The sequence below is a fragment of the Bartonella sp. B35(2025) genome, from assembly GCF_053794465.1.
On record NZ_CP200035.1, the window covers coordinates 261,943 to 282,500 of the forward strand.

General features: G+C 36.6%; 18 protein-coding genes. 15 read left to right on the plus strand and 3 right to left on the minus strand.

The features are described 5' to 3' along the window. The first annotated feature begins 123 nt into the window (after positions 1 to 123). The 6 genes from V4P56_RS01035 (at position 124) to V4P56_RS01060 (ending at position 6,112) form a co-directional block, all read left to right on the plus strand. Entirely contained in the window at positions 124 to 972 is an 849-nt protein-coding gene (locus tag V4P56_RS01035) for a S49 family peptidase (RefSeq protein ID WP_455482625.1), read from the plus strand. 286 nt (positions 973 to 1,258) lie between these two features. Continuing rightward, complete coding sequence (locus tag V4P56_RS01040) at positions 1,259 to 2,125, plus strand: 4-(cytidine 5'-diphospho)-2-C-methyl-D-erythritol kinase (RefSeq protein WP_455482247.1); 867 nt, start codon at positions 1,259 to 1,261, stop codon at positions 2,123 to 2,125. A 264-nt stretch (positions 2,126 to 2,389) separates the two neighbouring features. Beyond that, positions 2,390 to 3,061: a ribonuclease HII gene (locus V4P56_RS01045; RefSeq protein ID WP_455482248.1), complete on the plus strand. Its 672-nt coding sequence runs from the start codon at positions 2,390 to 2,392 to the stop codon at positions 3,059 to 3,061. Then, the gene (locus V4P56_RS01050) at positions 3,058 to 4,020 is read left to right on the plus strand and encodes an L-threonylcarbamoyladenylate synthase (RefSeq protein WP_455482249.1); all 963 of its coding nucleotides are present in this window, start codon (positions 3,058 to 3,060) and stop codon (positions 4,018 to 4,020) included. Before V4P56_RS01045 ends, V4P56_RS01050 begins: the two co-directional genes overlap by 4 nt. Before the next feature lie 2 nt (positions 4,021 to 4,022). Then, complete coding sequence (locus V4P56_RS01055; protein ID WP_455482250.1) at positions 4,023 to 5,432, plus strand: FAD-binding oxidoreductase; 1,410 nt, start codon at positions 4,023 to 4,025, stop codon at positions 5,430 to 5,432. Positions 5,433 to 5,584: 152 nt separating this feature from the next. Further along, positions 5,585 to 6,112 (plus strand): DUF6101 family protein, encoded by a 528-nt coding sequence (locus V4P56_RS01060; protein ID WP_455482251.1) that lies wholly within the window; start codon positions 5,585 to 5,587, stop codon positions 6,110 to 6,112. Positions 6,113 to 6,551: 439 nt separating this feature from the next. Here V4P56_RS01060 and purD read toward each other — a convergent pair whose 3' ends face one another. Continuing rightward, on the minus strand, positions 6,552 to 7,835 hold the full coding sequence (gene purD / locus V4P56_RS01065; RefSeq protein WP_455482252.1) for a phosphoribosylamine--glycine ligase: 1,284 nt from the start codon (positions 7,833 to 7,835) through the stop codon (positions 6,552 to 6,554). 91 nt (positions 7,836 to 7,926) lie between these two features. Here purD and ubiA point away from each other — a divergent pair, with 91 nt between their 5' ends. Further along, the gene (gene ubiA / locus V4P56_RS01070) at positions 7,927 to 8,931 is read left to right on the plus strand and encodes a 4-hydroxybenzoate octaprenyltransferase (protein ID WP_455482253.1); all 1,005 of its coding nucleotides are present in this window, start codon (positions 7,927 to 7,929) and stop codon (positions 8,929 to 8,931) included. A 491-nt stretch (positions 8,932 to 9,422) separates the two neighbouring features. Here the strand turns inward: ubiA and pdxH are convergent, their stop codons facing one another. After that, positions 9,423 to 10,046, minus strand: coding sequence for a pyridoxamine 5'-phosphate oxidase (pdxH, locus tag V4P56_RS01075; protein ID WP_455482626.1), 624 nt, complete (start codon positions 10,044 to 10,046; stop codon positions 9,423 to 9,425). A 321-nt stretch (positions 10,047 to 10,367) separates the two neighbouring features. Here pdxH and V4P56_RS01080 point away from each other — a divergent pair, with 321 nt between their 5' ends. The 8 genes from V4P56_RS01080 (at position 10,368) to V4P56_RS01115 (ending at position 18,983) form a co-directional block, all read left to right on the plus strand. Then, the gene (locus V4P56_RS01080; RefSeq protein WP_455482254.1) at positions 10,368 to 11,270 is read left to right on the plus strand and encodes a DnaJ C-terminal domain-containing protein; all 903 of its coding nucleotides are present in this window, start codon (positions 10,368 to 10,370) and stop codon (positions 11,268 to 11,270) included. Between the two features lie 125 nt (positions 11,271 to 11,395). After that, positions 11,396 to 12,214 carry an enoyl-ACP reductase FabI gene (fabI, locus tag V4P56_RS01085; RefSeq protein WP_455482255.1) on the plus strand — a complete coding sequence of 273 codons (819 nt, stop codon included), beginning with the start codon at positions 11,396 to 11,398 and terminating at the stop codon, positions 12,212 to 12,214. Between the two features lie 143 nt (positions 12,215 to 12,357). Next, positions 12,358 to 13,446 carry a chorismate synthase gene (gene aroC / locus V4P56_RS01090; RefSeq protein WP_455482256.1) on the plus strand — a complete coding sequence of 363 codons (1,089 nt, stop codon included), beginning with the start codon at positions 12,358 to 12,360 and terminating at the stop codon, positions 13,444 to 13,446. A gap of 15 nt (positions 13,447 to 13,461) precedes the next feature. Beyond that, positions 13,462 to 14,574 (plus strand): 3,4-dihydroxy-2-butanone-4-phosphate synthase, encoded by a 1,113-nt coding sequence (ribB, locus tag V4P56_RS01095; RefSeq protein ID WP_455482257.1) that lies wholly within the window; start codon positions 13,462 to 13,464, stop codon positions 14,572 to 14,574. A 7-nt stretch (positions 14,575 to 14,581) separates the two neighbouring features. Beyond that, positions 14,582 to 14,836 carry an exodeoxyribonuclease VII small subunit gene (locus V4P56_RS01100; RefSeq protein WP_455482258.1) on the plus strand — a complete coding sequence of 85 codons (255 nt, stop codon included), beginning with the start codon at positions 14,582 to 14,584 and terminating at the stop codon, positions 14,834 to 14,836. Positions 14,837 to 15,063: 227 nt separating this feature from the next. Then, positions 15,064 to 16,986: a 1-deoxy-D-xylulose-5-phosphate synthase gene (gene dxs / locus V4P56_RS01105; RefSeq protein WP_455482259.1), complete on the plus strand. Its 1,923-nt coding sequence runs from the start codon at positions 15,064 to 15,066 to the stop codon at positions 16,984 to 16,986. Between the two features lies 1 nt (position 16,987). Then, positions 16,988 to 17,740, plus strand: a complete 753-nt coding sequence (locus tag V4P56_RS01110) for a TlyA family RNA methyltransferase (protein WP_455482260.1) — start codon at positions 16,988 to 16,990, stop codon at positions 17,738 to 17,740. Beyond that, on the plus strand, positions 17,730 to 18,983 hold the full coding sequence (locus V4P56_RS01115) for a class I SAM-dependent RNA methyltransferase (protein ID WP_455482261.1): 1,254 nt from the start codon (positions 17,730 to 17,732) through the stop codon (positions 18,981 to 18,983). The genes V4P56_RS01110 and V4P56_RS01115 overlap by 11 nt, the downstream gene beginning before the upstream one ends. Before the next feature lie 50 nt (positions 18,984 to 19,033). Here the strand turns inward: V4P56_RS01115 and tldD are convergent, their stop codons facing one another. After that, a complete protein-coding gene (tldD, locus tag V4P56_RS01120; RefSeq protein ID WP_455482262.1) occupies positions 19,034 to 20,452 on the minus strand; it encodes a metalloprotease TldD in 1,419 nt (472 codons plus the stop codon). Positions 20,453 to 20,558 lie beyond the last annotated feature (106 nt).

Sequence of the window (20,558 nt, forward strand, 5' to 3'; positions counted from 1 at the left end):
GTGAATTCGGGTTAGGATTTACGGTTTTGGCTTTTATTGGTGCTTTTTTATACAGTTATGCTTTTCTTTTTTGTTTCCCTTACTTATTAGATTTTACCCAACGTATAAGGAAATTTCATTTTGATTAACGCTATCAAAAATCTTATTCCACACTCTTTTTATTCCAGTAAACTTGAGATTCCAGTGGTACGTCTTCACGGTGCGATTATGGATTCAGCATCATCGATAACGCGTACACTTTCATTAGGTAGGTGTGCGAGCCTTTTAGACAAAGCTTTTTCTTACAAAAAAGCACCGGCTGTTGCTATTATTGTTAATTCTCCTGGTGGTTCACCTGTGCAATCACATTTTATATTCAAGCGTATTCGTGATTTAGCAGAAGAAAAAAAGAAACAGGTTCTTGTTTTTATTGAAGATGTAGCTGCATCAGGGGGATATATGATTGCTTGTGCAGGGGATGAAATTTTTGCTGATCCTGCTTCAATTGTCGGTTCTATAGGGGTTGTTTCAGCTTCTTTTGGTTTTCCTGAGCTTTTGAAAAAAATTGGTGTGGAACGTCGTGTCTACACGGCTGGAAAAAACAAAGTGGTGTTAGATCCATTTCAGCCAGAAAAAAAGATGGGTATTGAACATTTAAAATCTCTGCAACTCGAAGTCCACCAAACTTTTATCAATTTGGTTAAGGAGCGGCGTGCAGAGAAGTTATTAGATGATCCAGATATTTTTACAGGAATGTTTTGGAGTGGAAAGAAAGGCGTTGAACTTGGTTTAATTGATGGATTAAATGATATACGCTCTGTTATTAAAGAGCGATTTGGTCGTGATACAAAACTTCGCTTAATTTCTCCTCCAAAGAGTCTTTTAGGACCAAAAATTCCTTCAGGAGTTGTTGCTAATGCAGCTTATGTAACTGTCAATAATGCATTGATGGCAGCAGAAGAGCGAGCGCTTTGGCAGCGTTATGGTTTATGATTGGAAGAGTGATTCGATCTATACTAGATTTAGTTGATAATTTTACTTAAGAATGACTGTTAGAAGGAAAAAGACTTAAGATGATACGAACGATTGTATCTAGTTTAATTTTTATTATAATTCTTCACATTTGCTATTTGGTTAAGAAGCGATTAAAGCATGTTTATCATGTAAAAGCTAAGCCGCATGTAGATCCGAGAGGTACATTGGTAAGAGATCCTCACACCGGTGAATATTACATCAAATGATGTTGGATACATAAGCTGTGTTCAAAGGTTGTTATTATGTGTTTACACCTATCAAGTTGAATTTGGCTTTGCACGTTGTGGGGCAGCGTAGCGATGGTTATCATTTAATAGAAAGTTTGGTCTATTTTAGTCTTAACGGTGATTATTTGAGCTGTATGCCCTTTGGAAGTGATCGTTTTGTTTTAACAGGTCCTTTTGCAGATAAGCTAGATTCTAATACAAGTAATTTGGTTATTCGTGCATACGATTTTATGTGTAGGACATTTCCTAAACATGCTCAATCTACCTTTTTTCAGCTTGTTAAAGTGTTACCTGTTGCTTCAGGAATAGGTGGTGGTTCGGGTAATGCTGCTGGTGTTTTAAGCATGTTGCGTCAGCAATGGAGTCTTGATTGTTCTTGTGAGAAATTAGCAGAAATGAGCTTAGTGCTTGGTGCCGATGTGCCAATGTGCCTTATTGCATTGGAATATCAGCAACCGCTTTTTGTTAAAGGAATTGGGCAAGACATAACACGGCTAGAAAAGGTTTGTTCTCTTGCAATGGTATTGGTTAATCATGGTCAGCATATTGAAACAAAATCCGTTTTTGAGACTTTAGAGAAACGTGATTGTTCTTTTTTGAAAATTGATCCAGCAGCTTTAAGGACAGTTTATTCATTGGTTGAAGCTTTACAAGAAACGCGTAATGATCTTTTTGCTCCTGCATTAAAAATTGCACCTCAATTATCTGATGTTTTACATGCGTTAGATGAGAGTGGTTCTCTTTTTTCTCGTATGTCTGGGACGGGTGCAACTTGCTTTGGTATTTTTAAAGATAAGCAAGCAGCACAGCAGGCAGCTTTTTTTATTAAATCAATGCATCCAGATTGGTTTGTTAAACCTATCGTAACTTTAGGAAGATCTTAAAGCAGGGAATATAAAATAAGAGATTTTTCTTGGTAATGGTAATACTACATATTACGATCGGTAGTTAATAAAATTTATTTTTCAAATTTACCCAGAGGTATAGAAGATGCAATGGATAATATTTAAAGGAATCAATTTCTGCTAGATACTTCATGAATATAGTCTTTTCCTTTTGTGTTTTCATGAAGGTCATGGAGACACTTTAGGTAAGCTATTTTTGCTGTAGAGCTTGCGAAAAATGGGCGGTGGTGCAACAATATATATATGTCTCATTATATCGATAATTTATTAAATGTATTTAATTTGCCACCTAAACCAAATTTTTTATATGAATTAGATTTACAGAAACAGGGATTTTTTCATATAGCAGGTGTTGATGAAGTTGGACGTGGTCCTTTAGCTGGACCTGTAGTCACAGCTGCAGTTATTTTGGATAAAGACCATATTCCGGATAGGTTGAATGATTCAAAAAAACTTTCTGTACGACAACGCAACGAACTTTATTATGAAATTTTGCAAAGTGCATTAGCAATTTCGATTGCTAGTCTTTGTGCTCGTACGATTGATCAGTCTGATATCAGAAAAGCAACTTTAGAAGCAATGTGTCGCTGTATTAAAGGATTAGCAGTTCCAGCTCAATATGCACTAGTTGATGGACGCGATCTTCCCTCTCATTTGTCATGTCCTGCAATTGCTTTGATTAAAGGTGATCAGCGTTCAGTTTCAATTGCAGCAGCATCTATTATTGCTAAAGTAACGCGTGATCGGATGATGGAATGCGCTGGGCAGACTTATAAAGCTTATGGTTTAGAGAAGCACGTAGGTTATGCAACTCTAGCACATCGTGTTGCTCTTAATAAATATGGACCAGTTGTAGGATTACATCGTTATAGTTTTGCACCGATCAAAGAACGTCACAGGAATGATATGTCATGACAATTCTGCCTCTCAATAGTGCTTCGATAAAAAAGGCAGTTACACTTCTTAAAAAGGGAAAGTTAGTAGCTCTACCAACAGAAACTGTCTATGGATTGGCCGGTGATGCGACCAATGGGAAGGCGGTAGCTTCTATCTTTTCTACAAAGAGACGACCACAATTTAATCCTCTTATTGTGCATGTCAGCAGTATCACTATGGCAGAATGTTATGTTGAAATTGATGATCTTTCACGCCGATTAATGGAAGCATTTTGGCCAGGTCCCTTAACATTAGTCTTACCTTTAAAGGAAAATCATAATATTCATTCTTTAACTACTTCTGGTCTTAATACACTAGCTGTTCGTTTTCCAAGTAGTATTTTTGCAGAAATTGTACAGTATTTAGGTCGACCTTTAGCTGCGCCTAGTGCAAATCGATCAGGGTGCCTTAGCCCTACTTCAGCCAAAGCTGTTTTCGCATCTTTGGGAGAATCTGTTCCTTTAATTATCGATGGAGGGTTTCCTGAAATAGGTCTTGAATCAACAATTATAAAGGTTTTTGGTGACAATATTTATCTTTTGCGTCCTGGGGGACTCGCTGCCGAAAAAATTGAAGAAACTACAGGAAAATTACTGAAACGGCAAGATCAGCAAGCAGCAATTGAGGCACCAGGTATGTTAAAGTCGCATTATGCACCCAATACTGAGATTCGTTTGAATGTGAAAAAGGTAGAAAATGGAGAAGCACTTTTAGCATTTGGGCCCAAACGTATTATGGGTGTTGAAAATGCTGTTTCTGTTCTAAATCTTAGTGAAAGTGGGCAATTGCAAGAGGCAGCATCTCATTTATTTGAATATATGCAGAAATTGGATTCACTTAAAGTGAATTGTATTGCGGTAGAACCTATTCCTTCTTATGGACTAGGTGAGGCTATTAATGATCGTTTAATACGAGCTGCGGCTCCAAAGGAGAAATAAATATGGAGCAGGATTTGATTGAGTGCTTTAAAAATATTGTCGGTGCTGCACATGCTATAACGGATCAAATATCGATTGCACCATATCTACTTGAAGAGCGTGGACTTTTTCATGGAAAAACACCGTTGCTTTTACGACCATCTTCCACCGCAGAAGTATCATCAATTATGCAATTAGCTAGCCAAACGCGCACACCAATTGTACCTCAGGGAGGAAATACAGGTCTTGTGGGGGGACAACAACCTGATGAAAATGGGAACAGCGTTATTTTATCCATGGAACGATTAAATAAGATTAAATGTATTAATCTTGAAGGGAATTTTGCTGTGGTGGAGGCTGGCGTTATTTTACATAATTTACAGAAAAAGGTAGATGAATCAGGTCGTTTTTTTCCTCTTTCTTTGGGATCGGAAGGTTCGTGTCAGATAGGAGGAAATCTGTCATCTAATGCTGGAGGTACAGCTGTTTTAGCTTATGGCAATATGCGTGATCTTTGTCTTGGTTTAGAAGTTGTTTTACCTGATGGTCGTATTTTGGATGATTTGCGTTTTGTGAAGAAAGACAATAGCGGTTATGATTTAAAAAATCTTTTCATTGGTGCAGAAGGCACTTTAGGAGTTATAACCGCAGCAGTTTTAAAGCTTTTTCCAAAATTCAAAGGAAGAGCGATTGCTTTTGTAGGTTTACGCAGCCCAGCTAAAGCTCTAGAGTTTTTATCTCTTGCTCAATGCTATGGCGAGAAGACGTTGACTGGTTTTGAGATTATGGGAAAACTAAGCTTACAGATAGCTTTAGATTATAAGATGTGTGAAAGATTCTTTTTTGAACATGAGCATGAATGGTATGCATTAATTAATATTTCATCATTGCAGGGCGATGATGAGGCATTATCAGTATTAAATATTATTTTAGAAGAATCTTTAAAGAATGCTGTGATAGAAGATGCAGTCATTGCTCAATCATTAAGTCAACAAGAGTTTTTTTGGCAATTGCGTGAAAGTATGTCATATGCACAAAAGTTATTAGGAGTATCTATTAAGCATGATATTGCAGTGCCTGTTGCTTCCATTCCCGATTTTATCTCTGAAGCGGCTCTTATCGTTGAAGATATTGCTCCGGGTGCACGGGTGGTTTGTTTTGGGCACATGGGTGATGGTAATTTGCATTATAATGTTATACAGCCCGTTGGAGTGGATGCTGTAGAATTTTTACAGCTATGGTCACAAATGAATCACCATATTCATAGTTTAGTAATGCGTTATCAGGGAACATTTTCTGCGGAGCATGGAATTGGCCAGCTTAAGCGTGAGGAACTTCGTATTTTCAAATCACCTGTTGCGTTAGATATTATGCAAGGAATTAAGAAAATGCTTGATCCTTTAGGAATTATGAACCCTGGTAAAATATTATAACTCAAGAATAATAAACTTTTTTACGTATTTTTGTTTAGATTTTAATAATCAAAAAAGAAACTAGTTGTTTTTTATTCAATCTTTTAATAATCCAATGAAGAGAAACTATCAGAGGGTATATGTTGTTAAAATAAAATTGGGACACTATACATATGGCTAATCAATGCTTTAATCAGGCAAAAGTGAGGCTTGAATTTCGGTTAGATCCGTGTCATCTGCCACACGCAACGACGTATATTTCATCAAAAACAGGAAATCAGGTGATTTGTTTGTTAAGTGAGCGTGGTGTTTTTTTGAAAACGGATACTCTTTCAAGCTTATCACATTTAGTGCCGGCTTACCATTTTAAAGGAATTGCAGCGCGTACAGTGAAAACTCTTGCAGGAGAAAGAGCTGTTTCATTAGAGTTGCTTCATGGAGATGAAGAAGCTTGTATCCCGCTTTTAGTTTCTAGAGATTTGAATAATGTTCTTTTAGATTGGCGATTATGGGCGGATATTTATGGACTTCCTATGCTTATGGTCAATGAAGATAATAGTGTTATAGTTGTAAAAGATCGTTCTGATTTACGTCGTTTTTTTTGTACGGCACTGCACTCTAAACAAAAACATTTTTTGCTTCGTTACAGTAATTCATTGGGTTTACGTCTGGTAATTGCTAATAAAATTGTACTACAATAATATTAATATCATCAATTTTTTCATTGTACGGATAGATGGTTTACTGAGCTATTTTCTGCGTTTTTATTGACTGTAATTAAAGTTGTATTCGACAACAATAAAAAGAAAATTATGATCTATTTCACGCAAAAACAATGACAGTGTATTGCACTTATCTTTAAGCTTGGTAAAAAAAGATCATTTATGAAAAGTAATCAAGTACATAAATCTTAAATAAAAATAGTAATAAATGATTAAGCAGGTGAATTTCACAATTTCATGCTCAGAAAGCTTACTTTTTTATTTATTTTATGATTGCTATGAATAGTATAGTTTCATGGTATTTTATTATTTAAGGAAAAAATTAACATCTTTTTAAGATTTATTAGAAATACAAAATGGTCAATAGATTTGTACATGATTCTATTACGCAAAATTATAAAATTATGAAAAAGAAAGCTTAAAGGGTTGATTTTTCTCGCGCAATAGCTCGCCATCCAATATCATAGCGAACAAAACCTTCTGGCCAGTCTATACAATCGACAGCTTCATAGGCACGTTTTTGTGCATGCGTAACGGTTTTTCCTGTTGCTGTTATATTTAAGACACGTCCACCATTAGCAATTATTTCTCCATTGCGTAATGCTGTGCCAGCTTGAAAAACTTTTACATTGGGGAGAGCGTTTGCTTTATCAATATTGCGAATAATTGTGCCCTTTTGAGGAGAATCTGGGTAACCTTTAGCAGCCATAACAACAGTTAAAGCAGTTTTTTCAGACCACTGAATAGGTTTTTTTTCAAGATTTCCTTGAGCTGCTGCAAAGAGAATTGGAAGAATGTCATCTTTTAGGCGCATCATTAAAACTTGACATTCAGGATCACCAAATCGTACGTTAAATTCAATTAATTCAGGTCCTTTCTGTGTTATCATTAATCCAACAAAGAGAATGCCTTTAAAAGGGGCTCCCATTTTATCCATGTTATATAGAACTGGTTCAACAATTTCTTTTAAAGTGCGATTAATCATTTCTTGAGTCATAATGGGAGCTGGTGAATAAGCTCCCATGCCGCCGGTATTAGCTCCAGTATCACCATCACCAACACGCTTGTGATCTTGTGCAGATCCAAAAGGAATAGCAATTTTACCATCACAAAGACAGAAAAAGCTTACTTCTTCACCTTCAAGAAAAGATTCTACAACAATTTTTCCTTCAGCATTACCGGACATATTTTTAAAGCAAGCATCAACTGCATTAAATGCTTCTTCCATTGTTACTGCAACAACAACGCCTTTACCGGCAGCTAAACCATCAGCTTTAATAACAATAGGAACACCTTGTCGACGAATATAGGATTTAGCTTTTAAAGCATCGTTAAAGCATTGGTAAGCTCCTGTGGGAATGTTATTTTTATGGCATAAATCTTTTGTAAAGGCTTTTGAACCTTCTAATTGAGCAGCTTTTTGAGTGGGGCCAAATACACAGATGTTAGCACTGTTAAGAGAGTCTGTTATACCCGCAACCAATGGTGCTTCTGGACCAATAATCACTAAGTCAATAGAATATGCTTTACAAAAATCAATTATAAGAGAATGGTTATCAATGTTCAAATCAATATTTTCACCAAATTCCATTGTTGCAGGATTTCCAGGAGCACAATATAATTTTGTTAGTAGTGGTGATGCTGCTATCTTCCATGCTAAAGCATGTTCTCGTCCACCTGAGCCGATAAGAAGAATATTCATTGTTTGTTCCTACTACGAAAGATGATTAAAACAGTTTTCTTGTCATAAGAATGAAATACTTTTATCGCAAGACTAAAGGTGAAACCATTTGATGAAAAAAAGTAAAAATATTGCACGTATTCAATCCTGTGAGAATCAAGGAAGGGTTATGGATGCATCTTCTAGACAATGGGTCTACTATTTTCTTCCATGCTCTTTGTGGTTTTATGCTCAATTAGCACGCTGGGATAGGCCTATAGGATGGCAGTTATTGATGTGGCCTTGTTTTTGGTCGACAACCATGGCTTTTCTTTCTTATGAAATGCTTCAATTATCTTTTTTATCAGAATTAGTTAATTGGTTTTGGTATCTCTTTCTTTTTTTTCTAGGATCCATAGCTATGCGGGGTGCAGGGTGTACTTGGAATGATCTCATTGATCATAAAATTGATTCTCAGGTAGAACGGACACGTTCTCGTCCATTGCCAACAGGTCATGTGAGTCGGTTTCAGGCAAAAGTTTTTATATTGATACAATGCTTGGTTGGTTTAGGCATTTTATCGCAATTTAATATGTTTAGTTTTTTTCTAGGTATTTCGTCATTGGTGGCGGTTGCAGTTTACCCTTTTATGAAGCGTGTGACATATTGGCCACAATTTTTTTTAGGTATAGCATTTAATTGGGGGGCATTAATGGGATGGGCAGTTGTGCATGGAAGTTTGAGTTGGGCACCTGTCTTACTTTATCTGGGGTCAGTCTTGTGGACGATGGGATATGATACAATTTATGCGCACCAAGATAAAGAAGATGATGCCACTGTTGGTGTACGTTCAACGGCACTTCTCTTTGGTAAAGGTACTAAGCGTGCCCTAATATTTTTGTATAGTGGTTTTGTGGTCTTAGTTAGTTTGGCATTTTATTTGGCACAAGTTCCCATTCTTAGCTTTTTGGGGCTTTTTGTTGCAAGTATCCACATGTTTATTCAAATTAAAGTTATTGATATAGATAACAGTTTGCAATGCTTAAAGCTTTTTAAATCAAATTCATTTGTTGGGTTTTTAATCTTTGCTGGTTTGGTATGCGGTGGTATATGGATAGCACTTCACCCTGTAATTTAGGAATAATAACATAAAAATAAAATTATGTGTTATGTGGTGGTAGAACAGAAAGATCTGTTGGTGTCCTATGACCAGAATTTTTTTATTCTAACTTTAAGTTTTTGTTTATACAATATTACTATTTTATTAGATTTTATTAATTTACAAAAATGAATTAAAACAAACTATTATTATAATATTTTAATAAATTGCTATAGCATTAATTGCTACTTACTTTAGTAGGATACAGAGTGTATAGGATATATTTCAATTTTCTATGTTTTGCTCTTGATTTGCTGAACTCTTACTGAAGACTTTATTTTTATTTGCATGATCCTATAATTATAGATTTTATCTAAATCATATAGTTGTCAGGAAATTTTTGCTAAATGCTGTGTTATACAAGGGATACATTTTTCCGGTTTATACTAAAATCAATACCTAATCTTATTTTGCACATGACTGTTTAGTTGTTATGGAGGAAAATGTTTCACATTATAAAATTGGGAGGATTAAGGGTAAAGTTTTTGTTTTTTCCATTCAACGTGTTCAATAGAATTACGTGTAAAAAGTAGGCGATCATGTAAACGGAATGGGCGATCACACCAAAATTCGATCGAAAGAGGCTGAACTCGGAAGCCGGACCAATGGGGTGGGCGTGGAATATTTCCTACTGCATAACGTGTAGTATATTTAGCAACTGCTTTTTCGAGGATAAAATCGTTTTCTAATGGCTGAGATTGTTTGGATGCCCATGCACCAATTTGACTATTACGTGGACGTGATTGAAAATATACATCTGCTTCTTTGGTATTAACCTTTTCAACAATGCCTCTAATTCTAACTTGACGGCGTAGTGATTTCCAGTGAAAACCTAAAGATGCTTTCATTGATTTTAAAATTTCTTGTCCTTTGCAGCTTTCATAGTTAGTATAAAAGACGAAGCCTTGGGAACTGAAATCTTTTAAAAGAACCATACGAACATTAGGTAAGCCTGTTTCATCAACTGTTGCTAATGCCATAGCATTAGGATCATTAATTTCGCTCTTTTTTGCTTTTTCAAACCAATTTGTGAAAAGTGTAAAAGGTTCTTTCATTTTCATAAAATCATCATCTGTTTGTGCTTTATTGCTCATAATTTTTCCAAATGTCAGTGAGTATGAGTGAGGCATTCTTTGATTAACTTCGTCATGAAGAAATAAAGTACTGGTACTTTCTTATTTCAAAAAGGTAATGTCGTCATGTATTTTTATGGTATTTTAATTTATCTTGAGCATAAAATGCAATGAACTATATTAGATATAAAAATATCTATTGTATCTGGTATTTTAGTTTCTTTGTGGACATATAACATAAAGGAAAAATTATTCTACGAAATAATTAATAAAGTTGTAAAGAATATTGAAAAACGTATCAATTGATTATCTTGAAAACGAAAAGATTGAAAAGAGGATAATATGCGTGATCCCTATACGGTTCTAGGTGTGGATCGCACCGCGAAACCGCAAGAGATTAAATCTGCATTCAGAAGATTAGCGAAGAAGTATCATCCAGACCACAATATGGATGATGTAAAAGCTAAAGAAAGGTTTTCTGAAATTAATCAAGCTTATGAAATTATAGGCGATAAAGATAAAAGGGCACAATTTGACCGCGGTGAAATTGATATGGAAGGAAAACCGCTTTATCAATCTTATAGTACTGGTGGAAATTTTAGAAATAAATATAATCCCTTTTCAGGAGAAGCAAAGGGATTTGATTTTGGTTCATCAGGTGATACAAGTTTTGATGCGAGTGATATTTTTCGTGATCTGTTTGGGAGAGGAGGGAGCTTTTCAAATTCTGCGCAATACAGTCATCCCCAACAAGGAGCTCATGTTCGTGCCAATCTTACGGTAACATTGGAGCAAATAATTGGTGCAGAAAAGGTGGAAGCTTCTTTTCCAAATGGAAAAAAATTAAAAATTAAGCTCCCGGATTATGTTGAAGATGGACAAACCATTCGTTTAAAAGGTCAGGGAGAAGAGGTGGCTTACGGAAAAGCGGGAGATGCATTGGTAACTATTCACATTCAGAAGCACCCTCGGTTACGGGTTGAAGGAAGAGAGCTTCATCTTGATTTACCGGTTTCCCTTAAGCATGCTGTTCTGGGAGCGAAAGAAGAGATTGAGACTTTGGAGGGGCGTGTAGTTTTAACTATTCCTGCATGGTCAAGTTCTGATCGTGTTTTACGGCTGAAAGGAAAAGGGCTTCGTTTAAAAAACGGTAAAAGAGATGATCTTTATGTACATGTTCGTATTATGTTACCGGAAGGTGGTGATGCTGCATTAGAGCAATTTTTGCAAATGCAGAAAGGTTAGCATATTTTTGATTATAAAAAAGTGTAGTTTTGGCTCGATTTAGAACCAATTACTTGAAGAAAAAGTTAACCTATGTCATAGGCAGGTAAGTAATATTGATTTCTAATAGCAATGAGGCAGTGCTAATGGCTAATGGTAATGGTTTGTTATGCAGCAAGCGTGGTTTAATTTTGGGGTTAGCGAATAATCGCTCTATCGCTTGGGGAATAGCTAAGGCAGCTAGTACTGCAGGAGCAGAGCTTGCTTTTACTTATCAAGGTGAGGCAATGAAGAGACGTGTTGAGCCTTTAGCTGAGGAAGTAAACGGTATTGTTTGTGGTCATTGTGATGTCTCCGATAGTGCATCTATTGATGCAGTTTTTAATACAATAGAGAAAAAATGGGGAAAGCTTGATTTTTTAGTTCATGCTATTGGTTTTTCTGATAAAGATGAGTTGAGTGGTCGCTATGTTGATATCAGTGAATCAAATTTCATGATGACGATGAATATTTCTGTTTATTCATTTACAGCTGTTACTCAGCGTGCAGAGAAGTTAATGCCAGATGGTGGTTCAATTTTAACCTTAACCTATTATGGTGCAGAAAAAGTGGTGCCTAATTATAATGTGATGGGTGTTGCTAAGGCGGCTCTTGAGGCTAGCGTAAAGTATTTAGCCGTGGATTTGGGACCAAAAAATATTCGTGTTAATGCTATATCAGCAGGACCAATAAAAACATTAGCCGCTTCTGGTATTGGTGATTTTCGTTATATTTTAAAATGGAATGAATATAATGCTCCTTTACGGCGTACAGTAACAATTGAAGAGGTAGGTGATTCCGCTCTTTATTTTCTTTCGGATTTATCTCGCTCTGTTACAGGTGAAGTACATCATGTAGATTCAGGTTATAATATCATAGGTATGAAAGCTGTTGATGCGCCAGACATTTCTGTCGTTAAAGAATAGGGTTTAGTTTGTAAGATTTTGCTTATTCATAGTAATTTGATTAACGTTGAAATAGTCAATAGTAGCTTTGAATAAATTGTATTACGCGTAGCTTTGTACATACTATAATCGCGTGTATTTGAAGAAAAAACAGGTCGTTTTTTATGTCGCATAATACATTTGGTCATTTGTTTCGTGTAACGACGTGGGGGGAGAGCCATGGTGTTGCTCTTGGTTGTGTTATTGATGGTTGCCCTCCAGGAATTGTTTTTACTCTTGCAGAAATTCAAGCTTATCTTGATAAACGGAAACCAGGGCAGTCAAAATATACGACACAGCGCCAAGAATTAGATCAAGTAGAGGTGCTCTCTGGTGCTATATTTCAAAATGATGAAACAACATTTGTAACAACAGGAACGCCAATTTCAATGTTGATTCGAAACACAGATCAACGTTCTAAAGATTATAATACGATTGCTGGTCAATATCGCCCAGGACATGCGGATTACACTTATAATATAAAATATGGTATTCGTGATTATCGTGGAGGGGGACGTTCTTCAGCACGTGAGACAGCTGTGCGTGTTGCAGCAGGTGCTATTGCACGTAAAATTGTCCCTGGTTTGATTGTACGAGGAGCTGTGATAGCGATTGGTCCTCATAATATTGATCGTAATCGTTGGGATTGGGCAGAGGTTGATAATAATCCTTTTTTTACACCTGATTCAGAAGCAGTACCTGTTTTTTCTAATTATATTAATGAAGTACGTAAAGCGGGATCATCAGTTGGAGCTATTGTTGAAATTGTTGCAGAAAATGTTCCAGCTGGCTTAGGTGCACCTATTTACGCAAAACTTGATCAGGATATTGCGTCATTATTAATGTCTATTAATGCAGTTAAAGGTGTTGAAATTGGTGATGGATTTGCAGTTGCACGCTTAGTAGGTGAAGAAAATGCGGATGAAATGCGGATAGGAAGTGATGGGAAACCACTTTTTTTATCTAATCACGCTGGTGGTATTTTAGGTGGAATATCAAGTGGACAGCCAATTATTGCACGTTTTGCTGTTAAGCCTACTTCATCAATTTTGATTCCCCGTCGTTCAGTTGATACTGATGGCAATGATGTGAATGTTGTAACGAAAGGACGTCATGATCCGTGTGTTGGGATCCGAGCTGTTCCTGTTGGTGAAGCAATGGTTGCTTGTGCTATTGCTGATCATTATCTGAGACATCGCGGTCAGGTTGGTTGATTCAAAAGGTAAGTAATGGTGTATGATCAAAAAAAAATTGTTTCTGCTATCCGGGCTTTTGAACGTGGTGAAATTGTTGTAGTTACCGATGATTATGACCGTGAAAATGAGGGTGATTTAATTGTTGCAGCTGTTCATTGTACAGAAGAAAAGATGGCATTTATTATTCGCCATACAACGGGTATTGTTTGTGCACCTATGCCAAAAGAAGAAGCACAACGATTTAATCTTTCTCCTATGGTGTTGGATAATAATTCAGCACACCGTACCCAATTTACTATTACTGTTGATTTTAAACATGGGATAACAACAGGGATTTCAGCACATGATCGCACATTAACCGTTCGTAATCTTGCTAATTTAAATGCCAGTGCTAATGATTTTATCCGTCCAGGACATGTTTTCCCTTTAATTGCACATGAGGGAGGGGTGCTAATGCGTTCTGGACATACTGAGGCAGCAGTTGATTTATGTAAATTATCTGGTTTACCGCCAGTTGGTGTTATTGGTGAGTTGGTCAATGATGATGGCAGTGTTAAGCATGGAGATGAGGTTATAAAATTTGCACAAGATCACCGGTTACATATGATTACAGTTGCTGATCTTATTGCTTACCGCCAGCGTAAAGAGATGTTGATTAGGCATGTTGGGGAAATGCATATTAATACAGCGGTAGGTCCTGCGGTTGTTCAAAGTTATCAACTACCTTGGGAAGAAGTTCAGCATGTTGCAATCGTCTTTGGTGATATCCGTGATGGTGAGGATATTCCTGTACGTTTGCATCGTGAAAATATTATGAATGATGTTTTTAGTCAATCGTCAGATATTATAACTATCATGCAGCGTATGGTAGAAAAAGAGAAACGTGGGGTTTTTGTTTATTTGCGTGAAGGATCTGTTGGTGTTGGTCTCCCATTATCTATTGGTAGTCAAAAAATGGCAATAGAAAGTTTAGAAAATCATGTGCAGGCGATTGAGCGGGAAGAAGAATGGCACCAAATTGGTTTGGGAGCACAGATTTTAAAACATTTAGGAATTAGTTCTGTTATTGTTTATGCCTCAAAAGAGCGTCATTATGTTGGTTTAGAAGGTTTTGGCATTAGTATAGCTAGAACAGATATTTTGTGAGGATAGTATGAAGCAAGAGTTTAAAAAGGGGGATATTGCTGAGTTAAGTTTTGAAGAGGCGTTAAAGCAATTGGAGGGGATCGTTGAAGATTTAGAACGTGGAGATGTTCCTTTAGAAAAATCAATTGATCTTTATGAGCGTGGTGAGACTCTTAAAAAACATTGTGATAGGCTATTAAAGGCAGCTGAAGCTAAAGTTGAAAAAATTCAATTTTCAGATATGGGGAACCCCGAAGGTATAGAGCCACTTGATCCTGAATAATATTAAGGAATTCTTTTATATTTATTGTGTAAGAGAGGACAAGGTAATTTCATTTGTAAAACTAGATTTTATCAGTTTTTTTCTTATAAAATAGGTTTAAAATGGTGAAAGCTGTAGATAATCTTAAAGAGATAAGAACTTCAATGAAAAATACACTACATTTTGGACAAAATAAGATAAGGTGTGTGTCAGCTATTTCACTGTATTAATAGTATGAGGGGTTTTTTTTGTCTCGGCCATTAACGCCATTGCTTGATCGTATTCGCTTACCACAAGATTTGCGGGCATTGCCTGAGTCTGATTTGATAAGGTTAGCTGATGAGTTACGAGCTGAAACAATAGATGCTGTTTCTATAACAGGGGGGCATCTTGGTGCTGGGCTTGGTGTTGTCGAATTAACAATTGCTTTGCATTATGTTTTTAATACACCAGATGATAAGATTATTTGGGATGTTGGGCATCAAACTTATCCTCATAAGATTTTAACTGGTCGTAGAGATAAAATTCGCACATTGCGCCAAGAGGGGGGGTTATCAGGTTTTACAAAGCGTTCAGAAAGTATTTATGATCCATTTGGTGCAGGTCATTCTTCTACTTCTATTTCAGCAGGTCTTGGTATGGCAGTAGCTAGTGCTTTGAAAGCAGAAACAAAACGTAACATCATTTCTGTGATTGGTGATGGTGCTATGTCTGCAGGTATGGCTTATGAAGCGATGAATAATGCTGGTGCTTTGGATGCACGTTTGATTGTGATTCTTAATGATAACGATATGTCTATTGCACCTCCTACTGGTGCTATGAGTGCTCATCTTGCACGATTAGTTTCCCGTCCTTCTTACCGAAGTTTGCGTGAACAAATAAAGATTTTGAGTCAGAAATTACCAAAGTTCTTTTTGGATAAAGCACGTCGTTCAGAAGAATTTGCACGTGGTCTTTTGGTAGGAGGAACCTTATTTGATGAGCTTGGTTTTTACTATGTTGGGCCTATAGATGGTCATAATCTAAAGTATCTGTTACCTATTTTAAAAAATGTTCGTGAATATCCCAACGGTCCTGTTTTAGTGCATGTAGTAACTCATAAAGGCAAAGGTTATGCACCGGCGGAAGCATCATCTGATAAATACCATGGTGTTAATCGCTTTGATGTTGTGACAGGCAAGCAAGTTAAAGCACAAAGTAATGTTCTTCCTTATACAAAGGTGTTTTCTAAAGCTTTAATAGAAGAAGCTATGCACGATAATAAAATTATTGGTGTAACAGCGGCTATGCCAACTGGAACAGGACTTGATTCTTTCGTTAAACAATTTCCCAATAGGATGTTTGATGTTGGCATTGCTGAGCAGCATGCTGTAACTTTTGCTGCAGGTCTTGCTTGTGAAGGGTATAAACCTTTTGTTGCAATTTATTCCACTTTTTTGCAGCGTGCTTATGATCAGATTATTCATGATGTATCAATTCAAAAATTACCAGTACGTTTTGCAATTGATCGGGCAGGTTTTGTTGGAGCAGATGGTGCAACACATGCTGGAAGCTTTGATATTGTTTTTTTGACAACTCTTCCTGGATTTGTTGTTATGGCTCCTTCTGATGAAGTTGAACTTATGCATATGGTACGTACGGCAGCAGCTTATGATGAAGGGCCTATTTCTTTTCGTTATCCACGTGGTGAAGGTATTGGAATGCATTTACCACAGCGGGGTGATGTGCTTCAGATTGGTAAAGGGCGTATTTTATGTGAGGGAAGTAGGGTTGCCTTAGTTTGTTTTGGAACGCTGTTGTCTGAAGTGTTGGTAGCAGCGGATGTGTTAGAGAAAGAGGGGATATCTACAACTGTTTCAGATGCACGGTTTGCAAAACCTTTAGATAAAGATTTGATGCGTCGTTTGGCACGTGAACACGAAGTATTAGTAACAATTGAAGAAGGTGCAATGGGTGGGTTTGGAGCGCATTTACTACAATTTTTAGCGCAAGAAGGGCTTTTAGAATATGGTTTAAAAGTTCGCACATTAAAATTTCCCGATGAATATTTAAATCATGGTTCACCAAAAAAGGTTCTTTCACGTATTGGGCTTGATGCAGCTAGTATCGTTAACACCGTTTTTAATATTTTAGGATATAAAATTCGGACAGTGCGGAAAATGCGGGTATGAAATGGCCGCTAAAAAAAGGCTAGATGTTCTTCTAGTTGAAAAATTTTTTTTTACTACGCGTTCACGGGCACGAGATGCGATTGTGCGGCAAACAGTTAATGTCGATGGAAAAATAATTTGTAAAGCTGGGCAACTCATTTCTGATGATGCAAAAATTGTAGTTTGTGATCCTGCAAAGAACTATGTTTCACGAGCAGCGTTAAAATTAATCAGTGCGCTTGATTCATTTCCAATTATAACAACTAAAATAACTGCTCTTGATATTGGTGCATCAACAGGTGGTTTTACGCAAGTCCTTTTGGAACGTGGTGTAGCACATGTTATTGCTGTTGATGTTGGTCATAATCAACTTGATGCGTGCTTATCTGGTAACAGTGCAGTAACTTTATTAGAAGGCTTGAATGTTAGAGATTTGAAACAGAAACATTTAGGTGGCCGAGAGATTAATCTAATAGTTTCAGATGTTAGTTTTATTTCTCTCAAGCTTGCATTACCTCCTGCTTTGTCTCTTGCCAAAAAGGGAGCTCAAGCAGTTTTATTAGTAAAACCTCAATTTGAAATTGGTCGAGAAGGTATAGGAAAAAGAGGGATATTGAAAGATCCATTAATAGCAAAAAAAACAGCTGAAGAGCTTTTTGACTGGCTAAATACTCAAATAGGCTGGATTGCAAAAGATTTACTTCCTTCACCTATTGCTGGTAGTGATGGCAACCTAGAATATTTGTTGTTCGGAGAAAAAAAGAGTGAAGAGTAGCGTGATCATTGATCATATTGGAGCGAGCGGTCATGGTGTTGCCAAAACTTCGCATGGTTTAGTTTATATTCCTTTTACCTTACCAGGGGAAATTGTTGACATTTTTTTACATGGAAAATATGGAAAACTTATTGCCTTTAAAAAAAAATCATTAAAACGTATTGATGCTATTTGCCAGCATTTTGAGAAATGTGGAGGATGTATGCTTCAGCATTGGCATCCTGATGCTTATCGTTCTTGGAAACGACAATTAGTTATTGATATGCTGAAAAGGTATGGGCTTGATGTTATGGTTTCTCCTTTAATTGACTGTGGACATTATAATCGCCGACGCATCACTTTAACATCATCACTAATTCAGCAAAACTATAGATTTGGTTTTAATTATTATCTATCTCATGATGTTGTAAATCTTAAAGAATGTCCAATTACGCGTCCAGAGATTATATCTAAATTAGATGATATTAGGGCGCTTTGCGTTCTTTTAAGCAATGATACTAAACGTTTTCATGTTACAATAACGTCTGTTGAGAATGGCTTGGATGTTGCTTTAAATGGTTGTGCTGTACGGGATGAATTTATTCGACAAAAAGTGATTTATACAGCTCTTTCTCGTGGAATCACACGTTTATCCGTTGAAGGTGAAGTTTTAGTTGAACAAGAAAAACCATTGGTTTATTTTGGGAATATCTGTGTTGAGCTTCCTCCTGGTGGTTTTCTTCAAGCGACTGTTGAAGCAGAAAATATCATGAGTGATATTATTTTAAATCATTTAAAAAAAGCAAAGAATGCTGTTGATTTATTTTCAGGCGTGGGAACTTTTACTTTGCGTATGGCTAAAAAGATGAATGTTCATGCAATAGAGAGTAATGGGGCAGCGTTAGCAAATTTAGATTGTGCAGCACGTTTTGCGACTAATTTAAAAACAGTAACTTGTGAAAAACGTGATCTTTTTCGTCGTCCACTTTCTACAAAGGAACTTGAGCGATTTGATAGCGTTGTTTTTGATCCTCCACGTGCTGGTGCGAAAGAACAGGTACATGAATTAGCTAAGACAACGATTCCGCGTATAGTAGCTATTTCATGCAATCCTGTCACGTTCGCCCGTGATGTATCTCTTCTTGTTGCTGGTGGCTATACAATAGAAAAAATTATACCAATTGATCAATTTTTATGGTCACCGCATGTTGAAATTATCGCTATTTTGAGTAAGCGTACAACAAAAATGGGCTGGAAATTCTAGCTTATTTACAAGATACTAAAAGTTATTTAGTTAAACACATCTAGTAGGATTTATGAAATTTCTGTTCCACCAATCGTCATATTATTGATTCGTAGATGAGGTTGTCCTACGCCAACAGGGACATTTTGCCCAGCTTTTCCACACATACCTACACCATTATCGAGTTTACTGTCATTACCAATCAATGTAATACGTTTCATCGCTTCTGGTCCGTTTCCTATAAGGGTTGCACCTTTAATTGGTGCTACAATTTTACCATTTTCTACTCGGTAAGCTTCGGTACATTCAAATACGAATTTTCCAGAAGTGATATCAACTTGTCCTCCACCAAATGAAACAGCATAAATACCATTTTTTAGTGAGGATAAAATTTCTTCAGGAGTTTTATCTCCTCCTAACATTATTGTATTAGTCATCCGTGGCATCGGTATATGTGCGTAAGATTCACGTCGTCCATTTCCAGTTGGATGAACACCCATAAGTCGAGCATTGAGCCTATCTTGCATAAAACCAACAAGTTTCCCATCTTCAATAAGAATATTACAACCTGATGGTGTTCCTTCATCATCAATGGTGATTGAACCGCGACATTCAGGAATAGTACCATCATCAACGATTGTCACACCTTTTGCTGCAACTTGTTGACCCAGAAGTTCAGAAAAAGCAGATGTTTTTTTGCGATTGAAATCACCTTCTAAACCATGTCCAACAGCTTCATGAAGCATGATACCAGGCCATCCATTAGCCAATACTACATCGAATGTTCCCGCCGGTGCAGCTTCTGCTTCTAAATTTACCAAAGCCATACGTAGAGCTTCATCGGAAGCTTTTTTCCAATTTTCTTCGCTGATGAATTTGCTAAATACTTGTCGTCCACCACATCCATAGTAGCCATTTTCACGTCGATTACCATCAGCTACAACTACAGATATTGCAAGCTGTACAAGAGGACGGATATCACGGATAAAACGCCCGTCAGCACGTAAAATTTCAACATGCTGTAGTGAACCGGAAAGAGAAATGGTTACTTGATGTAATTTATCATTTTTGTTGCGTAAATAAGTGTCAATTTTTTGTAAAAGAATACTTTTTTCTTCAAATGATGGAGTATCGAGAGGATTATTTGGTTGATAGAGTTTTTTGTTTGTTTGTTTTGGTGCTGTGCTATAAGATCCCACATGATTATTATAGGTAACGGCTTTAGCGACTTCACTAGCATGTTTGAGTGCAGCAGCTGATAATTCTCCAGAGTGTGCATATCCTGTCACTTCTCCGGCAACAACGCGTAGACCAAATCCTATATCTTTATGAAATGAGCCATTTTTGAGCTGACCATTATCAAATAAAAGTGCTTCACTTTCTACATATTCGAGGTAAAGTTCACCATCATCAGCTTTATGAAGAGTTTCTTCTACAAGTGATTGCACTTTTGTGGAAGCGATATCAAAATGATCAATCAGCGATTTCATAGTCATTATCCTATTCTCATCGATACTCGAAAATTTTCCATTTACTTTATTTAATAAGTTATAAAAAAGCTATTTAATGTACGGATTAGTCAATATTTGTGAATAA